Source organism: Flavobacterium erigeronis (assembly GCF_054075165.1).
Genome location: NZ_JBSKGP010000004.1, coordinates 149,718 through 167,544 on the forward strand (window position 1 = coordinate 149,718; position 17,827 = coordinate 167,544).

At 32.6% G+C, this 17,827-nt stretch carries 20 protein-coding genes; 14 read left to right on the forward strand and 6 right to left on the reverse strand.

What is annotated here, in order from left to right; translation table 11 throughout:
• Nucleotides 1-141 precede the first annotated feature (141 nt).
• From ACWA1F_RS09495 to pyrF, 3 genes are all read right to left on the reverse strand, one after another.
• The gene (locus ACWA1F_RS09495; RefSeq protein ID WP_456893549.1) at nt 142-1,635 is read right to left on the reverse strand and encodes a catalase; all 1,494 of its coding nucleotides are present in this window, start codon (nt 1,633-1,635) and stop codon (nt 142-144) included.
• Nucleotides 1,636-2,613: 978 nt separating this feature from the next.
• Nucleotides 2,614-3,414, reverse strand: a complete 801-nt coding sequence (locus tag ACWA1F_RS09500; protein WP_456893550.1) for an ABC transporter substrate-binding protein — start codon at nt 3,412-3,414, stop codon at nt 2,614-2,616.
• 140 nt (nt 3,415-3,554) lie between these two features.
• Nucleotides 3,555-4,376, reverse strand: a complete 822-nt coding sequence (pyrF, locus tag ACWA1F_RS09505; protein ID WP_456893551.1) for an orotidine-5'-phosphate decarboxylase — start codon at nt 4,374-4,376, stop codon at nt 3,555-3,557.
• Nucleotides 4,377-4,607: 231 nt separating this feature from the next.
• Between pyrF and ACWA1F_RS09510 the strand changes: the two genes are divergently transcribed.
• The 11 genes from ACWA1F_RS09510 (at nt 4,608) to ACWA1F_RS09560 (ending at nt 11,217) form a co-directional block, all read left to right on the forward strand.
• Nucleotides 4,608-5,081 carry a Dps family protein gene (locus tag ACWA1F_RS09510; RefSeq protein WP_306156805.1) on the forward strand — a complete coding sequence of 158 codons (474 nt, stop codon included), beginning with the start codon at nt 4,608-4,610 and terminating at the stop codon, nt 5,079-5,081.
• A gap of 106 nt (nt 5,082-5,187) precedes the next feature.
• Nucleotides 5,188-5,373, forward strand: coding sequence for a CsbD family protein (locus tag ACWA1F_RS09515; RefSeq protein WP_012024385.1), 186 nt, complete (start codon nt 5,188-5,190; stop codon nt 5,371-5,373).
• A gap of 157 nt (nt 5,374-5,530) precedes the next feature.
• Nucleotides 5,531-6,082: a helix-turn-helix domain-containing protein gene (locus ACWA1F_RS09520; protein WP_306156812.1), complete on the forward strand. Its 552-nt coding sequence runs from the start codon at nt 5,531-5,533 to the stop codon at nt 6,080-6,082.
• A gap of 21 nt (nt 6,083-6,103) precedes the next feature.
• Nucleotides 6,104-6,553, forward strand: a complete 450-nt coding sequence (locus ACWA1F_RS09525; protein ID WP_125719171.1) for a response regulator — start codon at nt 6,104-6,106, stop codon at nt 6,551-6,553.
• Nucleotides 6,554-6,563: 10 nt separating this feature from the next.
• Nucleotides 6,564-8,348 carry a CHASE3 domain-containing protein gene (locus ACWA1F_RS09530; protein WP_456893552.1) on the forward strand — a complete coding sequence of 595 codons (1,785 nt, stop codon included), beginning with the start codon at nt 6,564-6,566 and terminating at the stop codon, nt 8,346-8,348.
• 271 nt (nt 8,349-8,619) lie between these two features.
• On the forward strand, nt 8,620-9,189 hold the full coding sequence (locus ACWA1F_RS09535) for a DUF4142 domain-containing protein (RefSeq protein ID WP_456893553.1): 570 nt from the start codon (nt 8,620-8,622) through the stop codon (nt 9,187-9,189).
• Nucleotides 9,190-9,225: 36 nt separating this feature from the next.
• Nucleotides 9,226-9,870: a porin family protein gene (locus tag ACWA1F_RS09540; protein WP_456893554.1), complete on the forward strand. Its 645-nt coding sequence runs from the start codon at nt 9,226-9,228 to the stop codon at nt 9,868-9,870.
• 37 nt (nt 9,871-9,907) lie between these two features.
• The gene (locus ACWA1F_RS09545) at nt 9,908-10,060 is read left to right on the forward strand and encodes a lmo0937 family membrane protein (protein WP_141248143.1); all 153 of its coding nucleotides are present in this window, start codon (nt 9,908-9,910) and stop codon (nt 10,058-10,060) included.
• Between the two features lie 59 nt (nt 10,061-10,119).
• Nucleotides 10,120-10,404 (forward strand): YtxH domain-containing protein, encoded by a 285-nt coding sequence (locus ACWA1F_RS09550; RefSeq protein ID WP_456893555.1) that lies wholly within the window; start codon nt 10,120-10,122, stop codon nt 10,402-10,404.
• A gap of 47 nt (nt 10,405-10,451) precedes the next feature.
• The gene (locus ACWA1F_RS09555) at nt 10,452-10,811 is read left to right on the forward strand and encodes a hypothetical protein (RefSeq protein WP_306156825.1); all 360 of its coding nucleotides are present in this window, start codon (nt 10,452-10,454) and stop codon (nt 10,809-10,811) included.
• Between the two features lie 28 nt (nt 10,812-10,839).
• Nucleotides 10,840-11,217 carry a hypothetical protein gene (locus ACWA1F_RS09560; RefSeq protein WP_456893556.1) on the forward strand — a complete coding sequence of 126 codons (378 nt, stop codon included), beginning with the start codon at nt 10,840-10,842 and terminating at the stop codon, nt 11,215-11,217.
• A 337-nt stretch (nt 11,218-11,554) separates the two neighbouring features.
• Here ACWA1F_RS09560 and ACWA1F_RS09565 read toward each other — a convergent pair whose 3' ends face one another.
• A complete protein-coding gene (locus ACWA1F_RS09565) occupies nt 11,555-12,886 on the reverse strand; it encodes a DUF5723 family protein (protein ID WP_456893557.1) in 1,332 nt (443 codons plus the stop codon).
• A gap of 282 nt (nt 12,887-13,168) precedes the next feature.
• Nucleotides 13,169-14,245 carry a peptide chain release factor 1 gene (gene prfA / locus ACWA1F_RS09570; protein WP_125719152.1) on the reverse strand — a complete coding sequence of 359 codons (1,077 nt, stop codon included), beginning with the start codon at nt 14,243-14,245 and terminating at the stop codon, nt 13,169-13,171.
• Nucleotides 14,246-14,545: 300 nt separating this feature from the next.
• Here prfA and ACWA1F_RS09575 point away from each other — a divergent pair, with 300 nt between their 5' ends.
• The 3 genes from ACWA1F_RS09575 to ACWA1F_RS09585 are packed head-to-tail and all read left to right on the forward strand — an operon-like array spanning nt 14,546 to nt 17,172.
• Nucleotides 14,546-15,556, forward strand: coding sequence for a ComEC/Rec2 family competence protein (locus tag ACWA1F_RS09575; RefSeq protein WP_456893558.1), 1,011 nt, complete (start codon nt 14,546-14,548; stop codon nt 15,554-15,556).
• Between the two features lie 33 nt (nt 15,557-15,589).
• Nucleotides 15,590-16,279 carry a hypothetical protein gene (locus ACWA1F_RS09580; protein ID WP_456893559.1) on the forward strand — a complete coding sequence of 230 codons (690 nt, stop codon included), beginning with the start codon at nt 15,590-15,592 and terminating at the stop codon, nt 16,277-16,279.
• Nucleotides 16,279-17,172, forward strand: a complete 894-nt coding sequence (locus ACWA1F_RS09585) for a ComEC/Rec2 family competence protein (RefSeq protein WP_456893560.1) — start codon at nt 16,279-16,281, stop codon at nt 17,170-17,172. The genes ACWA1F_RS09580 and ACWA1F_RS09585 overlap by 1 nt, the downstream gene beginning before the upstream one ends.
• A 170-nt stretch (nt 17,173-17,342) precedes the next feature.
• Here the strand turns inward: ACWA1F_RS09585 and ACWA1F_RS09590 are convergent, their stop codons facing one another.
• A complete protein-coding gene (locus ACWA1F_RS09590; RefSeq protein WP_456893561.1) occupies nt 17,343-17,729 on the reverse strand; it encodes a helix-turn-helix domain-containing protein in 387 nt (128 codons plus the stop codon).
• Nucleotides 17,730-17,827 lie beyond the last annotated feature (98 nt).

Here is a 17,827-nt window from a genome sequence, read left to right on the forward strand (position 1 = left end):
AGTGACAGAGAGACAAAGTTTATTGGCTATCTTAAATATCTGTTCTAAAATATAAAACCCGATAAGTTAAATACTTATCGGGTTTCTTTTTAAATCTAGTATAAAAACCTTTGTTTCTTTGTCACTTTGTTTCTTTGCATCTTAACGAGCAACAATGTTCAATCTTGGATCATCAAAAGCATTTACTTCCTCCATTGTCATTCCTAGAGCGTTTGCTACTCCTGCTCCGTATGCTGGATCGGCTTTATAGCAATTTCTAATATGACGAACTTGAATAAATTTCTGTGCTCCTCCTACTTGTCCAGCGGTATTTTTAAACAAAAGCTGTTTCTTTTCTTCTGTCAGTAAGTTGAATAATAAACCTGGTTGAGTAAAATAATCGTTATCGTCTTCTCTAAAATTATGCGCATAAGCATCTCCGTAAATTGCCAATGGCGGTTCTTTTAATTCTGGTGTGTCCTGCCATTCTCCAAAACTATTTGGTTCGTAGTGTTTACGGCCTCCATTATTTCCGTCAACACGCATTCCTCCATCTCTGTGGAAAGTATTATACGGACATCTCGACGCATTTACTGGAATTTGATAATTGTTTACCCCTAAACGGTAGCGATGCGCATCTCCGTAAGAGAATAAACGTCCTTGAAGCATTTTGTCTGGAGAGAAACCAATTCCAGGCGGCACATGCGCTGGGTTAAAAGCGGCCTGCTCTACTTCTGCAAAATAGTTTTCTGGATTTTTGTTCAATTCGAATTCTCCAACTGGAATTAACGGAAAATCGCCTTTTAACCAAACTTTAGTTAAATCGAATGGATGGAAACGATATGTTCTAGCCTGTTCTTCTGACATAATTTGAACAAACATTTTCCATTTTGGGAAGTTTCCTTCTTCAATGGCATCAAATAAATCTCTTTGATGGCTTTCTCGGTCTCGTCCTACTAATAAAGCAGCTTCTTCATCAGATAGATTCTCAATTCCTTGTTGCGAAACTAAGTGGAATTTTACCCAGTGTCTTTCGTTTTGCGCATTAATAAAGCTAAATGTATGGCTTCCAAATCCATGCATTTCTCTATACGATCTCGGAATACCTCTATCACTCATTACGATTGTAACTTGGTGTAAGGCTTCTGGCAATAATGTCCAAAAATCCCAATTGTTATCAGCACTTCTTAAATTGGTTTTTGGATCACGTTTTACAGCATGGTTCAAGTCAGGAAATTTCATTGGGTCACGGAAAAAGAAAACTGGCGTATTATTACCTACCAAGTCCCAATTTCCTTCGTTTGTGTAAAATTTCATGGCAAAACCACGTATGTCTCTTTCGGCATCAGCAGCACCTCTTTCTCCTGCAACAGTTGAAAAACGCACAAACATTTCGGTCTTTTTACCAATTTCAGAAAATAAGTCAGCTTTTGAATATTTGGTAATATCATGTGTTACAGTAAAAGTTCCGTAAGCACCAGATCCTTTGGCGTGCATTCTTCTTTCGGGAATGACTTCTCGGTCAAAATGCGCCATCTTTTCTAAAAACCAAAAATCTTGTAATAAGACGGGTCCGCGAGGTCCAGCTGTTTGAATGTTTTGATTGTCTGGAACGGGAGTTCCTGTTGCGGTTGTTAATTTTTTGTTTGATTCCATTTTGCTGATTTTTAATGTTTTATCAAATATACAAACTTATTCTTACCATATTCATAAACAAAATTGATTGTTATTATATTTTAATAATCAAAAATTATTTTACGTTACAGAAAGCTCAAAACAGCGATTCGGCAAATCTTAACTTATGACCAACAAAGTAATAACAAAACCTTAACAGCATAAAATTGATATATGTCGGACATTTGTAATGTAATAAACTGGTTATTTATTATTTTGGTTTTGGTTAGTTAAATGATGCCGGCGTCTTCGAGATGCCGGCATTCTTTTTTTATAAAAGTTTGTTTTGTTTCAGGTTTAAGGTTTCAAGTTTTGCTTTACTTTGAGCATAATTTAAACGCAAAGTTCGCAAGGTTTTTTTATTTTACTTTGTCTTTAGTGAGCGTAAAGTTCGCAAAGCTTTGTGTCCTAATCTTTGCGGTGATTTAAACGCAAAGAGCGCAAAGGTTTTTTAATCTTACTTTGTGCTTATAAATCGCAAAGTTCGCAAAGCTTTGCGGAAAAAAACTTTGCGAACCTTGCGTAATTCTTTGCGCTCTCTGCGGTTAAAAAACACAATCTCACGAACATTAACTTATCTCCAACAAAGTAATAACAAGACGTTAACAGCATAATCTTGATTTATATCGGACATTTGTAATGTAATAAACTGGTTATTTATTATTTTGGTTTTGGTTAGTTAAATAAATGCCGGCGTCTTCGAGATGCCGGCATTATTTTTTTTTACAAAGTTTGGTTTATTTTGTTTCACGTTTAAGGTTTCAAGTTCCTCTACTTTGAGTATATTTTTTTAACCGCAAAGCACACAAGTTTTTAATTTTACTTTGTTTTAGAAAACGCAAAGGTTCGCAAAGCTTTGTGTAAAAAACTTTGCGAACCTTGCGTAAATTCTTTGCGCTCCTTGCGGTTAAATCATCGCATCGTGAAGCAACTTGAAACTTGAAACTAAAAAACTTGAAACTATTTTTTTAGCCTTTCGTGAAGCAGTTTAAAATAAGCAAAAGCTTTTAAAAGTCGGCTTCCATGCCATGAAAACATTTCTCCATCTACGAAAATGGTTTTGGCGTGATGCGTAAATCTTCCAATTTCAAAAGCATCTTCTTCTTTAAAAGGATACGGTTCTGAAGAAAGAAAAACAATATCAGGATCGCCTTCCAGACGCATTTTCTTTAACTCAATTTCAGGATAACGACCTTTGTCTTCGTATATATTTTTAAAATGATTCAGTTTTAGCAATTCATTTATATAAGTATCTTTTCCTGCAACCATATAAGGATTCTTCCAAATAAAATAAGCCGCTTTCTTTTCCTTTATATCTTGAACATAATTTTTGAAATCGCTCAAGGCGAAAGCCAGTTTGTTATTCCACTTTTGCGCTTCGGTTCTGCAATTGAATAATTGACCGAAATCTGAAATCATTTGAAAGTTATCTTCAATGGTAACAATATTCGTTACCCAAACTGGACAAATTGCGCTCAGTTGAGCTACAATTTCTTCTGTGTTTTCTTCTTTATTACAGATAATAATGTCTGGTTCTAGAAGTTTTATTTTTTCAAAATGAATCTTCTTAGTCCCTCCCACAATCTTTTTGGTTGATTTAAAATGAAACGGATGCACACAAAACTTCGTTATTCCGATAATTTTTTCTTCGAGACCTAAATCATATAATAATTCTGTTTGCGAAGGAACAAGCGAAATAATGCGTTTTGGAGTATTTTCAAAGGAATGAATCGTTCCTAATTGATCTGTGAATTGTTTCATGTTTATTTGGAAGAAGTTTTTTTAGCCACGAATTCACGAACTTCTTTTTTTTTAATTTTGTGTGTGGAATTAGTGAAATTAGAAGTTAAATCTACACGAATTAAAAAAAATTCGTGAATTCGTGGCTAATACATTTAAACTTAAAACTTAGAATTAATAATCTCTTCCATTTCTTGCTGTACTTTAAAAGCTTCTTCTCTAGCTTTTTCAGCGAAATCAGTTCCTTTAGAAGCGTAGATAATTGCTCGTGCAGAATTCACCAAAAGACCAACTTTATCATTCATTCCGTATTTGCATACTTCAGACAAACTTCCGCCTTGCGCTCCAATTCCAGGAACCAATAAGAAACTGTCGGGAACAATTTTTCTAATTTCTGTAAAATATTCTGCTTTTGTTGCTCCGACAACGTACATTAGGTTTTCACTGTTTTTCCATGTTTTAGAAGTTTCCAAAACTTGTTTGTACAATTCTTTTCCGTTTGTATTTAAAGTCTGGAAATCGAAAGCGCCTTCATTTGAAGTCAAAGCCAGCATTATGGTATGTTTATTTTCGAAAGCTAGAAAAGGTTCTACAGAATCTTTTCCCATATAAGGTGCAACCGTTACACTATCAAAATTCAAATCTTCAAAAAAAGCTTTCGCATACATGCTAGACGTATTTCCGATGTCGCCGCGTTTCGCATCTGCAATTGTAAAAATATCAGGATAATTTTCGTTGATATAATTGATTGTTTTTTGCAGAGACATCCATCCTTTTATTCCGTATGCTTCAAAAAAAGCGGTGTTAGGTTTATATCCAACAGTCAGATCGTGTGTAGCATCTATTATGGCTTTATTAAACTCAAAAATAGGATCTTCGGTTTCTAATAAATGCTGTGGAATCTTTGCTAAATCTGGATCTAAGCCAACGCATAAAAATGATTTTTTTTGAAGAATTTGTTCGTGTAATTGTTGTGTTGTCATATTGTGTTTTGCTTGTGCGGCAAAATTACAAAATGATAATTAGAAAATGTGCCAATTAAATAATTAGATAATAAATATATAGATGTCTTTAAATCAATTTCCAATTGACACATTTTCTAATTTTCTAATTTTCTTAATTAACATTGAATTTCTACAACATCTATTAAAAATTGTGTAAAGCGAAAAAACTCTTGAAAAGTATCTTTGAAAAACAACATTAAAAATACAATTATGAGCCCAAATATCGGAATTACGCCAAAAAACTTAAAAAAGAGCGCTTCTATTCTTGCTACGATTTTATCTAACGAGATGACATTATATGTAAAAACGAGAAAATTTCACTGGAATATTTCTGGAAATAGTTTTATGGAACTTCACAAATTGTTTGAAGAACAATATCGCATTCTGGAAGCAAATATTGATGAAGTCGCAGAACGCATTAATCAATTAGGAGAAAAAACAATTGGTACAATGAAAGAGTTTATAGACAATTCTACCATAAAAGAATCTCCAAAAGAATATGCTTCGCAAAAAAATATGCTATCTGAACTTTTAGAAAATCATGAACAGCTTATAACAGAATTTAGAGGTTATCTCCCTGTTTTTGAAGACGAAACCAACGATGCCGGTTCTGCAGATTTTGTAACTGGATTGTTGCAGCAACACGAAAAAATGGCTTGGATTCTGAGAAGATATCAGGAGTAGTTTTAAAAAAAATGAAAATTATGCAACAGTCAGAAAAATAAATGTAACACAAAGCTGGCAGATAAATTGCAATTTTACAATACAAATAAATATAAAAAGAGACATCATGAATACTACAGAAATAAAAGGAAACTGGAATGAGTTAAAAGGAAAATTAAAGCAAAAATATGCTGAATTAACAGATGACGATTTGATGTTTGCTGAAGGAAAAGAAGACGAAATGTATGGAAGACTTCAGCAGAAACTGGGAAAAACAAAAGAAGAATTTCATCAAATCCTGTCAGATTTGTAAATCCTTGCAACTCAATCAGGGAAATACCGTCTAGTAAAAATATTAGACGGTATTTTTTTGAAAAAATTATTTTAAAATCACATTTACTTGTAATTCTATATCATTTAAAAGCAAAAACAACAAATAAAATAAGTATCTTTAACCAAATTTCTATAAAATGAAACTATTTATAAAGTTCGACATTAACACTATTTGCTCTCTTTATTTAAAACAAAACCTGGAACAAAATAATATAAATTTTACTACTCTGGGATTTGGCGAAATTGAGATTGAAGACAATCTTGATGCCGAAGCACTGGAGAATTTAAAAACCAATTTGGCTCCGTGCGGTTTTGAAGTAGTTGAAAATCAAAAAAGTGTCTTGGTTCAAAAAATAAAAGATGCTATTATTGAGCTTGTATTTATGGATGACAACAATAATTACAAAAGTTCTGTGTTTTTGGCAGAGAAGCTAAATCACAGTTACGGATATTTATCTAATGTTTTCTCTGAAGTAACATACTCTTCTATTGAAAACTTTATTATTTTGCAGAAAATTGAAAGAGCAAAACAGCTGATTATTATTAACGAAATGAGTTTGACCGAAATTGCTTTTTTACTAAATTACTCTAGTGTTGCGCATTTGAGTACGCAGTTTAAAAACACGACTGGAATTACGCCGTCTGCTTTTCAGAGAATTATTAAGAAACGAAGAGAAAATTTAAAATAAAACCCAAATACCACGATCAAAATGCAAAAAAACGCATTACACATTTTATTGGCCGATGATGATGAAGATGACCGTCTTTTCTTTAAAGATGCGTTTGAAGAAATAAAAATACAGACAAATGTAAATTTTGTTCATGACGGAATGCAGTTGATGGATCATTTAATGAACCCAGACAATAAACTTCCAGATATTTTGTTTCTAGATTTGAACATGCCTAAGAAAACAGGTAAGGAATGTTTGATTGAAATCAAAAAAACGGACCATTTAAAAGATATAATTATTGCCATTTACTCTACCTCTTCTTCTGAAGAAGATATTGAAGATACATTTATTCAAGGCGCTAATATTTACATCAAAAAGCCAAGCGATTTCAATACATTAAAAAAAATAATTAATGAAGTCGTGACTGTTAACTGGCATTATCATACCTCTGGATTAAACCGTGATAATTTCTTGCTGCGACTAAAATAAGAGCATACCAATGAAATGGATACCAAATTTTAATTCTTCAAACTCTTTGAGAGTTATTTTTGTAATCGCAGTTTTCATTCTGTTATTTCTATCTTCCATTGCTTACAAACATAATCAGGACTTGAATGAATCAAGCAAACTGGTTATGCATACTTACGAAATTAACATACAGCTCGAGCGACTAATGTCGGCGATAAAAGATGCAGAAACGGGCCAGCGAGGATATATTATCACTCGCAATGCCCGTTTTTTAACGCCTTATATTTATTCGCGCGACAAGGTAAATACTTCTTTCATTACCTTAAAAAAACTTACTGCCGACAATAAGGAACAGCAAGAAAACCTGCAGAAACTTTTTAAACTCATTACGCAGCGTTTTGTTTCTTTTGAAAATTGTTTAAAGTACAGCGATCCTAAAACTTACGACAAAAGAAAACTGGACAACCACATGTTTGGCGGCAGGATCTTAATGGAAAACATCCGTTTTAAGGTCGACGAAATGAACGATATCGAGAAAACGTATCTCAAAAAAAGACTTAAAATTTACGATGACGAAATTTCATTAAGTCCGCTTTTTTCTATTTCATTATTCTTAGTTGCCTTAAGTTTCATATTACTAGCTTATAGACAAATAAGCCGTGATTTTGAGCGTTTAAAAGTATTCAATAAAAGACTTTTAATCTCTAGCGGTTTAATTTCTGAATCTGAAAGCATTGGTAAATTCAGCACTTGGCAATGGGATTTAGATTCTGATAAAATAGATTTTTCAGACAATCAGTTCCGATTATTGGGTCTTGAACCAAAATCTTTTGCTCCAAATAAAGCAACACTTCTTAAATATGTTCACCCAGACGATAAAGAATCTGTAGCAAAGGCAATAGATGGCATTATAGACAAGAAACATCTTCCGTTTGTATACTATAAAATTATACGCCCAGATTTTGAAGTCCGTTACTTTAAAACAACTGGTAAATTGGTAACCGACCAGCAAGGCAGTAAAATTTTGCTTGGAATTAATTTTGATATTACAGACGAACATCTTCTTAATATCGAACTTCAGGAACGTAATAAAGAGTTGGAAAAAAGCAATAAAGAATTGGCTTCTTTTAACCACGTAGCGAGTCATGATTTGCAAGAACCGCTTAGAAAAATACAGACTTTTATCTCCAGAGTTTCTGATGCCGATAAAGAAGTAATGTCTGAAAGCGGCAAAAATTATATCACAAAAATTGAAAGCTCTGCAAAAAGAATGCGCGTTTTAATAGACGATCTTCTTTTGTTTTCGAGAACAAATACGACTAAAAAAGAATTCATTAAAGTAAACTTGAATGAACTTTTAAATAATGCCGAATCTGAACTGGCAGAAATGATAGAAGAAAAGAAAGCGGTTATTACGGCTCCAAAACTTCCGAAACTTTCTGTAATTCCGTATCAGATCGAGCAGCTTTTTATCAATTTAATTGGAAACTCGCTAAAATACAGCCAGCCTGACATTAGACCTGAAATATCCATTTCTAGCGAAAAAGTAAACTCTTCTGATTATCCAGAAATTTTAGAACAGTCTGTTAAGAAGTTCCATAAAATTACTTTTACAGATAACGGAATGGGATTTGACCCGCAGTTTAAAGAAACAATTTTCATTCTTTTTCAGCGTCTTCATTCCAAAACAGATTATCCTGGAACCGGAATCGGATTAGCGATCTGCAAGAAGATTGTCGAAAACCATAAAGGACATATTACAGCCGATAGCACTTTAGGCAAAGGATCTGTCTTTACTGTATTCCTTCCCGATTAAATCTTAAATACCCAATCACATAAATAGGATCTCTATTATTGTAAGAAAAAAATCTTTCCATTTTTATACGATTAAGAAAAAGAAATTATAGTCAAATCTGTAATTTCTTTTTTTTTGCTCTAAACAAAAACCCTTTAAAGCATTGATTTTAAAAGGATAAAAACAAAATATAATTCTATTATGGGAATTATATAACGTTTCATTTTTATGCTGTAAAGGAAAATCTTTCATTCGTTAGCATCTTTGTAATGTAATACTTTATGAAGTAATAATGAAAGTAATTCCCCCCATGAAGACTGCTTATTTTAAAGTCTTTTTTTCATTCTTGTTAGTTATTTGCATCACGTCTTGCAGAAAAATTAATCCGATTGAAAATACTTTGAAAAACCAGGCTTTTGCAAAAAATGAAAGAGAAGAAACAGAAGTTTTCTTTTTTATTTCAACGGCGAATATCACTAAATCTATTATTTCAAAAAGTCAAATTGCACAGCAGAAAAGTTCAGATATAATTGTTCAGGAATTAAGCAAAAGAATCGAAGTTCAAGAAAACCAATTGTTGGAAGAACTTAACAAAATGGCCACATCTAAGCTCATTGTCATTACTGAAATAAACGCCACGCACAAACGAGACCTGTACAACCTCATTGATGCTAACGGCAACGATTTTAATGCTATTTATTTGGATGCCGTTTCAGAAGGAATCTGCGACCAGATTGAGCTGCTTGAGACCATTTCTAGAGAAACAAACGACAAAGCAATTCTAGAATTTGTTCTTAGATTTTTGCCCGAACAATATAAACTCTTACGAGAGACTGAAAGATTAAAAAAACAAAATGAATAAACGCCTATTATCTATCTATTAACTAAATTATTTATCATGAAATTACAAGCCAATTTTTTATGCGCCTTAACACTTTTTTTATCAGCATCATTTGGAATGCTGCACGCTCAGGACACTAATGTAACAACCGAATTCGGTGTAAAAGGGGGATATAACATGTCTAACTTAATCGACAGCGGTGATGATGTAAACGACAACAATATTTTGTCTGGTTTTAATGCCGGTTTTTATGCCACACTTCCTGTTTCAGATTTTGTAGCCATTCAGCCAGAGATTTTGTTTACTACAAAAGGAGCTAAACTAGAATATAATGCAGGTCCTTTTGAAGGCGATGCTAAATTCAGACTTAATTATATTGAAGTTCCTTTGCTTGTTAGAGTAAATATTACAAAGAACTTTAATGTTCATGCCGGTGGTTATGCCTCTTATTTAGTAAGCTCAAAAGTAACTGGAGACGGAATTGAAATCGATGAAGAAGTTGACAGAGACAATTTAAACAAGTTTGATGCAGGTATTGCTGCAGGTGTAGGAGTTGATTTTGATCCAATTAGTATCGGAGTTCGTTACAATTATGGTTTAACAACCGTTGGTAAAGAAAGAACTGTACTAGGAGAACCAGTTACTTTTCCTGATGTTAGAAACAGCAACTTGACTTTATACCTATCGTATAAGTTAAACTAAACGAAAAATTAATTATTAACCGCTAAAATAAAAAACCATGTCAAACTTATTATACACACTAGCAGTGATTCTGGTGATACTTTGGGCTCTTGGGTTCTTTGTTTACAGTTTCGGAAGCATTATTCACATTTTGCTGGTAATTGCCATAATTGCCGTACTGCTTCGACTTATAAAAGGTCGCGAAATTTAAAAAATCACATTTTATTAAATCAACAAATTATCAATATTAATCATTTAAAATTATTTATTATGAAAACTAGTAGCACAATTTTAGGAATTTTAGGAGCCGCAGCTGCGGGAGCATTCATAGGTGTTTTATTTGCACCAGACAAAGGGTCAAACACAAGAAAAAAAATCAAAGATAAATCAAGAGATTATAGCGATAACTTGAAAACAAAATTTGATGGTGTAGTAAACAAAATCACTTCAAACGGTAAAGAAATTATCGAAGAAGGAAAATCTAAACTTAACCAAGTTAAAGATGATTTTAACACAATCAAAGATGACGTTAAAACAGTAAAATCAAACTATTAATAGATTATATTAATTAGTGAAATTTTCAAACCATAAAACCCTATATCATGGAACCAAATGCAACAACAAACGAGGATTTAAATCTTTATGAAAAAGCTGAAAACTATGCTAAAACAAGTTTAGAATTATTAAAACTAAAAACAGTATGTTCAGTGGCTGATGGTGCCGCATCATTAGCATCTAAGATAGCGATTGGCATTGTTGTTGCATTTTTTACCTTGTTCCTAAACATCGGAATAAGTTTGTGGATTGGAAAAGAACTTGGAGAGTATTACTACGGCTTTTTTATCATGGCACTATTTTATCTTATTCTAGTAATTGTTGTGGTAAAATCACATCATAAATTGATTAAAACGCCGATAGGAAATACTATTATTTCAAGTATTTTAAAAGAAACTAAAAACTAGATTTAACATTAATACATATAAAAAGACTATGGAGGCTATTTACAATATTGATCAGTTAAATCGAAAAATTGAGGAATTAGAAGTTCGCCAGGATACAGAATGGTGCGCGATAAAAGACCATATCGATGAACTTAAGGAAAACCTAAAACCGATAAACCTGATTCGAAATACGGTTGAAGAAATCAACGAAACTGTTGGTTTTAAAAGCCACTTGGCGCAATCAGTAATCAGTATCGGAATTGGTTATGTCGCGAAAAGATTCATTGTCGGAAAAGGTGACTCGATGTTTAAAGGTATTTTGGGTTCAGTCGTTCAGCTTATCGTAACGAATCTGGTTTCGAAACCTCATCCAGAATCTTCTGAAGAAAACGAAGATTCATCACAATATGAACCATCTAGAGAGTAATTTGTTAACGTAAATTTATATATTATGGAAAAGTTTAGCGAAATAATGATAAAAAATGGTGTATACGTTTACTCTAATCTATATAAATGTTTTGAATATACGAGAGTATTTCTAGGTGTATAATTTTCATCATACGTTTTTGGGGAAACGGTTGATGAAAAAACACCTTCACTATATATTTTACAAAAAATAAAAACCAACTTTTGGGGAAGTTGGTTTTTATTTTTTATAAGTCACAAAGATACAAAGGTGCAAAGATGCAAAGATTAATTCTTTGTCCTTTGCGCCTTGTTCTTTTTAACCTTTGGCACTTTGACACTCTGAATCTTTGTCACTATTATCTATAATCTTGATAAATCGGCAACTTCAAACCAGCGTAAATATTACAGCCTTTTGAATTATTCGAAAACAAATTAGAGAAAAGAGTTCCTGAGCCAATAAATAACGGACCTGCTCTAAAACCTGCCCCTACTGTTGTTCCGCTGTATTGCATGTGAGTTACAGGAATGTAGAAACTAAATTGTCTGGTTTCGTATCTCGGCGTGAAAGTTACCGAATTGGCAATTGCAGTTCCGTTTACTTTTTTGGCGTCTACCAAACTAAAATCACCGCTTAGATTCAAGTAAAACTTCTGGTTGATATTCCAGTCAAAATTGGTGTGCAAAGCCGTTGGAAGATTTGCTTTTACCCCTTTTCTAGAAGAAACTTTGGTATAATTGGCATCAAAAAATTCAAAAATATCTTCAGCATCTTTAATATCCTCCTGTGTTACTCTTCCCGTCAGATTATAAGTATTCTCTACAATGTTGTTGTAATTAATCTTTCCGATATCCGTTACAGAAGCTGCCACTTTAAACTGATAGCGGTTTCCTTCACAAGTATGACAATTGGTTTGATATTCGTAAGTAAAACCTAAATCGACTCCTACTCCAGCCGAAGCCATATCAAATTTAGGATCGTCTCCGTTCTCATAATCATAACTTGCAGCCGTTTTTATAGTTCCTGTTGAATAATATTCGCTTTGTGAAGGATTGGCATTATTTTTAGTAAAAGCCACGCTTAAATCATTTCCGTTGATATACCCGTTAACACCTGCCATAAGATATTTTAGAGTAAGTCCACCTTTCACAAAATGATCATCACGATTGAACAAAACGGTAGCATAACTCGCTCCTACTTCAGCCCAAGAATTTGTAACCGCATTCGGATTTCCGCCTGTAATTAAAAAACTCTCAGAAACGTCAACATCTTTGTTCACCTCATCAATAAGCTGACCGTTTATGCCGACAAGATTGGTAACACTTCGTACACGTGTAAAAATTGCCACACTATGTACAGGCGTAATATTGAACATAACAGAAGGCCCCATAATATCAATATTGAAATTTCCTCTGTTGTTCGATTTAAAATTTTTGCTCGCTTCCGTATCCAGATCGTAACCGCCGTCTAGCACATTCGCAAAATTAACACCGTACAAATCATTTTGTCCCGTTGCACTTACAGATCCAAACGTTACATCGGCTCTGTATTTAGAATCTACAATATTCGACGGATTAAATAATGCCGACTGAATTCCAGCATAATTATCATCCCGAAATCCGAAATACGATTGCGATTGCGCATAAAAAAAGCTTCCAAAGAAGCAAAATAAAAGTAAAGTTCTCTTCATAAAAAATAGGTTGGTTGGTTTATTTTTAGTTTCTAAGTGGCTAAGATACTATCCCGAAGCTTTTGGAATGCAATATTTATGTTATTTTTTTAAGTTTTCTTTAACATTTTAGAATTCTTAAGAAAATACTTTCCATATAAAATAGCAACTTCCAAAGATTCTTAGGTTCTAAGTTTTATCCATAAAAAAAGCCGAACAAAAATGTTCGGCTTTTCTTTATTTATACGTTCAGAGAAAAACCTCTGAGCCTTTGTTACTTTGTCACTTTGAACCTGTGTACGATTAGTACACCTCAGAAGCTTCCTTCAATTTCTCCATATTATTCACCAACTGAAGCTCGGCAACGATTTTCTGAATATCACCATTCATGATGTTTCCTAAATCGTAAAGCGTAAGACCAACTCTATGATCGGTTACACGACCTTGAGCATAGTTATATGTACGGATTTTAGCCGAACGGTCTCCAGAACTAACCTGAGAACTACGTTTTTTAGCATCTTCTTCCTGCTTTTTAGCCAATTCCATTTCGTATAAACGAGAACGCAATACCATCAAAGCTTTATCTTTATTCTTATGTTGCGATTTCTCGTCCTGACATTGCGCTACCAATCCGGTTGGAATGTGCGTTAAACGTACAGCCGATTTCGTTGTATTTACCGACTGACCTCCAGGACCAGACGAACAGAAGAAATCGACACGAACATCGTTCATATCAACCTGAACATCAAACTCCTCCGCTTCTGGCAATACCATAACCGTAGCAGCCGATGTATGCACACGACCTTGAGTTTCTGTCTGAGGAACACGCTGAACACGGTGAACACCCGCTTCAAACTTCAAAGTTCCATAAACATCCTCTCCAGTAACTTCAAAAATAACCTCTTTGAAACCACCCGAAGTACCCTCGTTCATATCTACAACAGAGGTTCTCCACCCCATGCTTTCGCAATATTTAGTATACATTCTGAATAAGTCACCTGCAAAGATACTCGCTTCATCTCCACCCGTACCGGCACGAATCTCCACCATCACGTTTTTAGCATCTTCAGGATCTTTAGGAATCAGCATAAATTTGATTTCATCCTCCAATTCTGGCAAACGGTCTTTAGCTTCATCCAACTGCATTTTAGCCATTTCTACCATTTCAGCATCACTACCGTCAGCAATAATTTCGTTAGCCTCATCGATATTTGCCAAAACTATAATGTATTCTTCTCTCTTTTCAACCAAAGCCTTAATACTTTTATATTCTTGGTTGAGCTGCTTATAACGCTTCTGATCAGAAATAACATCCGGCTGAATAATCAAATCCGAAATCTCATCAAAACGCTGCTTTACATATTGAAGTCTATCTAACATTTTCTTTTCCTTTATTTGGACTGCAAAATTACAAAATTTTTATCGAAAATTCTAGAATTGATTTTTTGTGTTTTTTGAAAGTGAATTTGACGGTTTTGTTTTTGAAAAACAGGGGTTTTTACTTGCTCGTGAATTTAAATTTTACACGATGTTTGAATTACTAAACTAACCAAATGATAAAGCTTACATCGAGTTAGACAAATTAGATTTTTAATAAGGTATTTACGGTTTTCCGTAAAACAACTGAATTCTAATCATTTAGATTTGAGAAGATTTTAAATATAACCAAAAATAACCAATATGTCAAAAATTCACTTTTTAAATGTTTTAGAAGGAGACTGTAACATTATTCAACATGATAGTGGTAGAGTTTCGGTAATTGATGTAAGTAATGCTTATAATGACTATGATACAGCAGAAGAAATCAGAGTTCGCAACTCGCAGATTCGTAAGGATATGTACTTGAGAACCCAAGTACCGAGTGATAAAAAAGATTATAAACAGAAAAAAGACCCAGATAATCCTATTCAATACCTTAAGAAGTTTAAGATAAATTCAATATTTAGATTTATAATTACTCATCCAGATATGGATCACTTAGATGGAATTAAAGACTTTTATGAAGAGTTTTCAATTCAAAACATTTGGGACACATGTAATACCAAAGAAATTTCAGATAAGGCAAATTCTGGAGGTTACAATATAGATGATTGGAAATTTTATAAACAAATTCGTGACACGAAATATACAAATCCAAAAAGATTAACATACTACGCAGCAGACAATAATAGTTTTTATAATGAAGATCATATAAAAATCCTCTCTCCTACCACTGATTTGATTAAACATTGTAATGAAAAAGAGAATTGGAATGATTCCTCCTATGTCCTTTTATATACTCCACCAAAACCTGGAGGTGGAAATTGGAAAATATTATTTGCTGGAGATAGTGAAGACAAAACATGGGAATACATTCTTAATAATTTTCAAAAAGAAGTTTCCAATATTGATGTACTATTTGCACCACACCATGGGAGGGATTCGGGAAGAAATTATGATTTTCTAAAAACCCTTAATCCAAGTGTAACTTTATTTGGGAATGCAAGTTCAAAACATCTGGCATACAATAGCTACCCTCCTATAAGAATAACAAATAATCAAGCTGGATATGTTATAATGGATATTTCAGAAAAGATTTATTTTTATGTTAAGAATTATGAATTTGCTAGAGATTTTCGAAAAAAACATAATTGGAGTGATCCAGTTTTATATGAAGATTTTGATGCGTATTTTATTTTTAATATTAGTTAAATCTCAATAATTAATTTAATAAAAGACTAAGATATGAATCAATACTTCATTAGAGCAAGATTGTTTCCTACAATCTTAACATCTATTCCAATAATTATCTTTATAAATTATGTATTGAATAAAGAATTATACCCTTCTTTAGAGCAAATATATTTAATACTACCAACCTTAACTAGCTTTGGAATTTCAGGTGCAATAATATTTCTTAGTGTTCAAATAAATAGAATTGTTTCAAAAGAATTATTTCAAAAATTTTATTTCAAAGAAGAAATAGAAATGCCTACAACAAAGATGATACTTTGGCAAGATTCTAAATTGGATAAAAACATAAAGTCTAAAATAAGAAAAAAAATAAACGAAAAGTTTCAAATTAAATTAAAAAATGAAATTGATGAAATTTCACAAACAGAAGAGTCAAAGAAACAGATAGTTTTTGCGGTCTCTCAGATTCGAAATTTATTACGCGGAAACTCTTTCTTGTTTCGACATAATATCGAATATGGATTTATTAGAAATTTAATAGGAGGATCTTTAATTGCATTAATAATAAGTGTAGTCATATTAATATATTCATATGTCACGAAAGATAAGACTCTTGAAATCACCTCAATTATACTGATATTTATCTATAGTCTTCCAGTAATTTTTTCAAAATTCATTATAAAAAAATTTGGAAATTATTATGCGAAAACACTTTATGAACAATTTTTAACTGAGAAATAATGAATCAAACTGTAAAAATGATTTTTTGGGATGTACAAGCTGGTCATGCAACTTACATCAAATCGCCTAATGGTAAACATATAGTTATTGATCTAGGAATCGGATCTTTTGATGATAATAATAATGGATTTAGTCCATTAATGTTTCTTAAAGAACATATGAATATTAATCAATTGGACTATGTTATCATCACTCATCCACATTTTGATCATATTGAAGATATTATAAATTTTGACAGCCTTTCACCGAAAGTTTTACTAAGACCAAACCATATAACAGATGAAGAAGTAATGCAGGAAGAAAAAGCCACAAAAACTATAAGAAATAGAGACAAACCCATATTTGAAAAATACTGCGAAATTAATAATCGATATAATATCCCTATTAGTGCTGAAAATACAAATAATCCCAAAGTCGTTTCTAATTATGGAGGTTTATCAATAAATACATTTCATCCTACAAATTGTAATAAAAATAACTTTAACAATCATAGTATAATTACAGTATTAGAGTTTGAAGGTTTTAAAGTAATTATACCTGGAGATAATGAAAAATGTTCTTTTGAAGAACTTTTGCAGAAAGAATCGTTCAAAAAAGCAATTAAAGATGCAGATATATTATTAGCTCCGCATCATGGAAGAGAATCTGGATATAACAATGATTTTATTAATCTTGTAAATCCAAAATTAACAATTATCTCAGATGGTCGTTTTTGTGACACAAGTGCTACATCAAGGTATTCCCAAAAATCAACTGGGCTGGCAGTCTCTTATAAAAATGGTTCAACTGAAGTAAGAAATTGTCTTACAACTAGAACGGACGGAGAAATATTTGTAGAATTTGGTAAAAACCTAAACAATAAAAATTTTCTATCAATAAGAACTAAAAATTAGTACCCTGCTAGCGCGAGCGTCCCGCTCGTGCACGCAAAGTTTTGAAAATTGATTTTGATTGTGTTCACGAGCGTGACGCTCGCGCTAGCATTCAAAACCTGATAAATAAAAAAATGCGCAAAAGCCTTTTCAACTTTTGCGCATTTCCTTTATAATAAAAAGAAAAAATTTTACTTCCCTCCTAACAATTTCTCTAAATATTCATTCTTCTCTTTTTCCGCTTGAACCAAACGTTCATAAAGTTCTACAACTTTATCTAGAGGATTGAAAGTACAATTTTCATAATGCTTATTAAAAGCACCATGATCATAAATATTATTAAAATAATTAATCACATTTTCTTCAGAAAAGTTTTTAATCGCTTCTACGCTAACTTCAAGAACTTTTGCAATTTCAATTAGTCTTTCTTCCTCAACATTTTCACTCGCTTCCAAATTAGAAACCGTTTGCTGGCTTACGCCAATGGCAATTGCTAAGGCTTCTTGTTTCATACCTTTTAGTTCTCTAATTCGGCTAATATTTCTGCCGATATGTTTTGGTTTTGCTGTTGTGCTCATGAATCAAAGATATTTAAAATTCTTAATTTAAAATATGCATTTAGTAAAAAACAAATTTTGTTAGTAATAAACAGACCAATTTTCTAGGATAAAATATA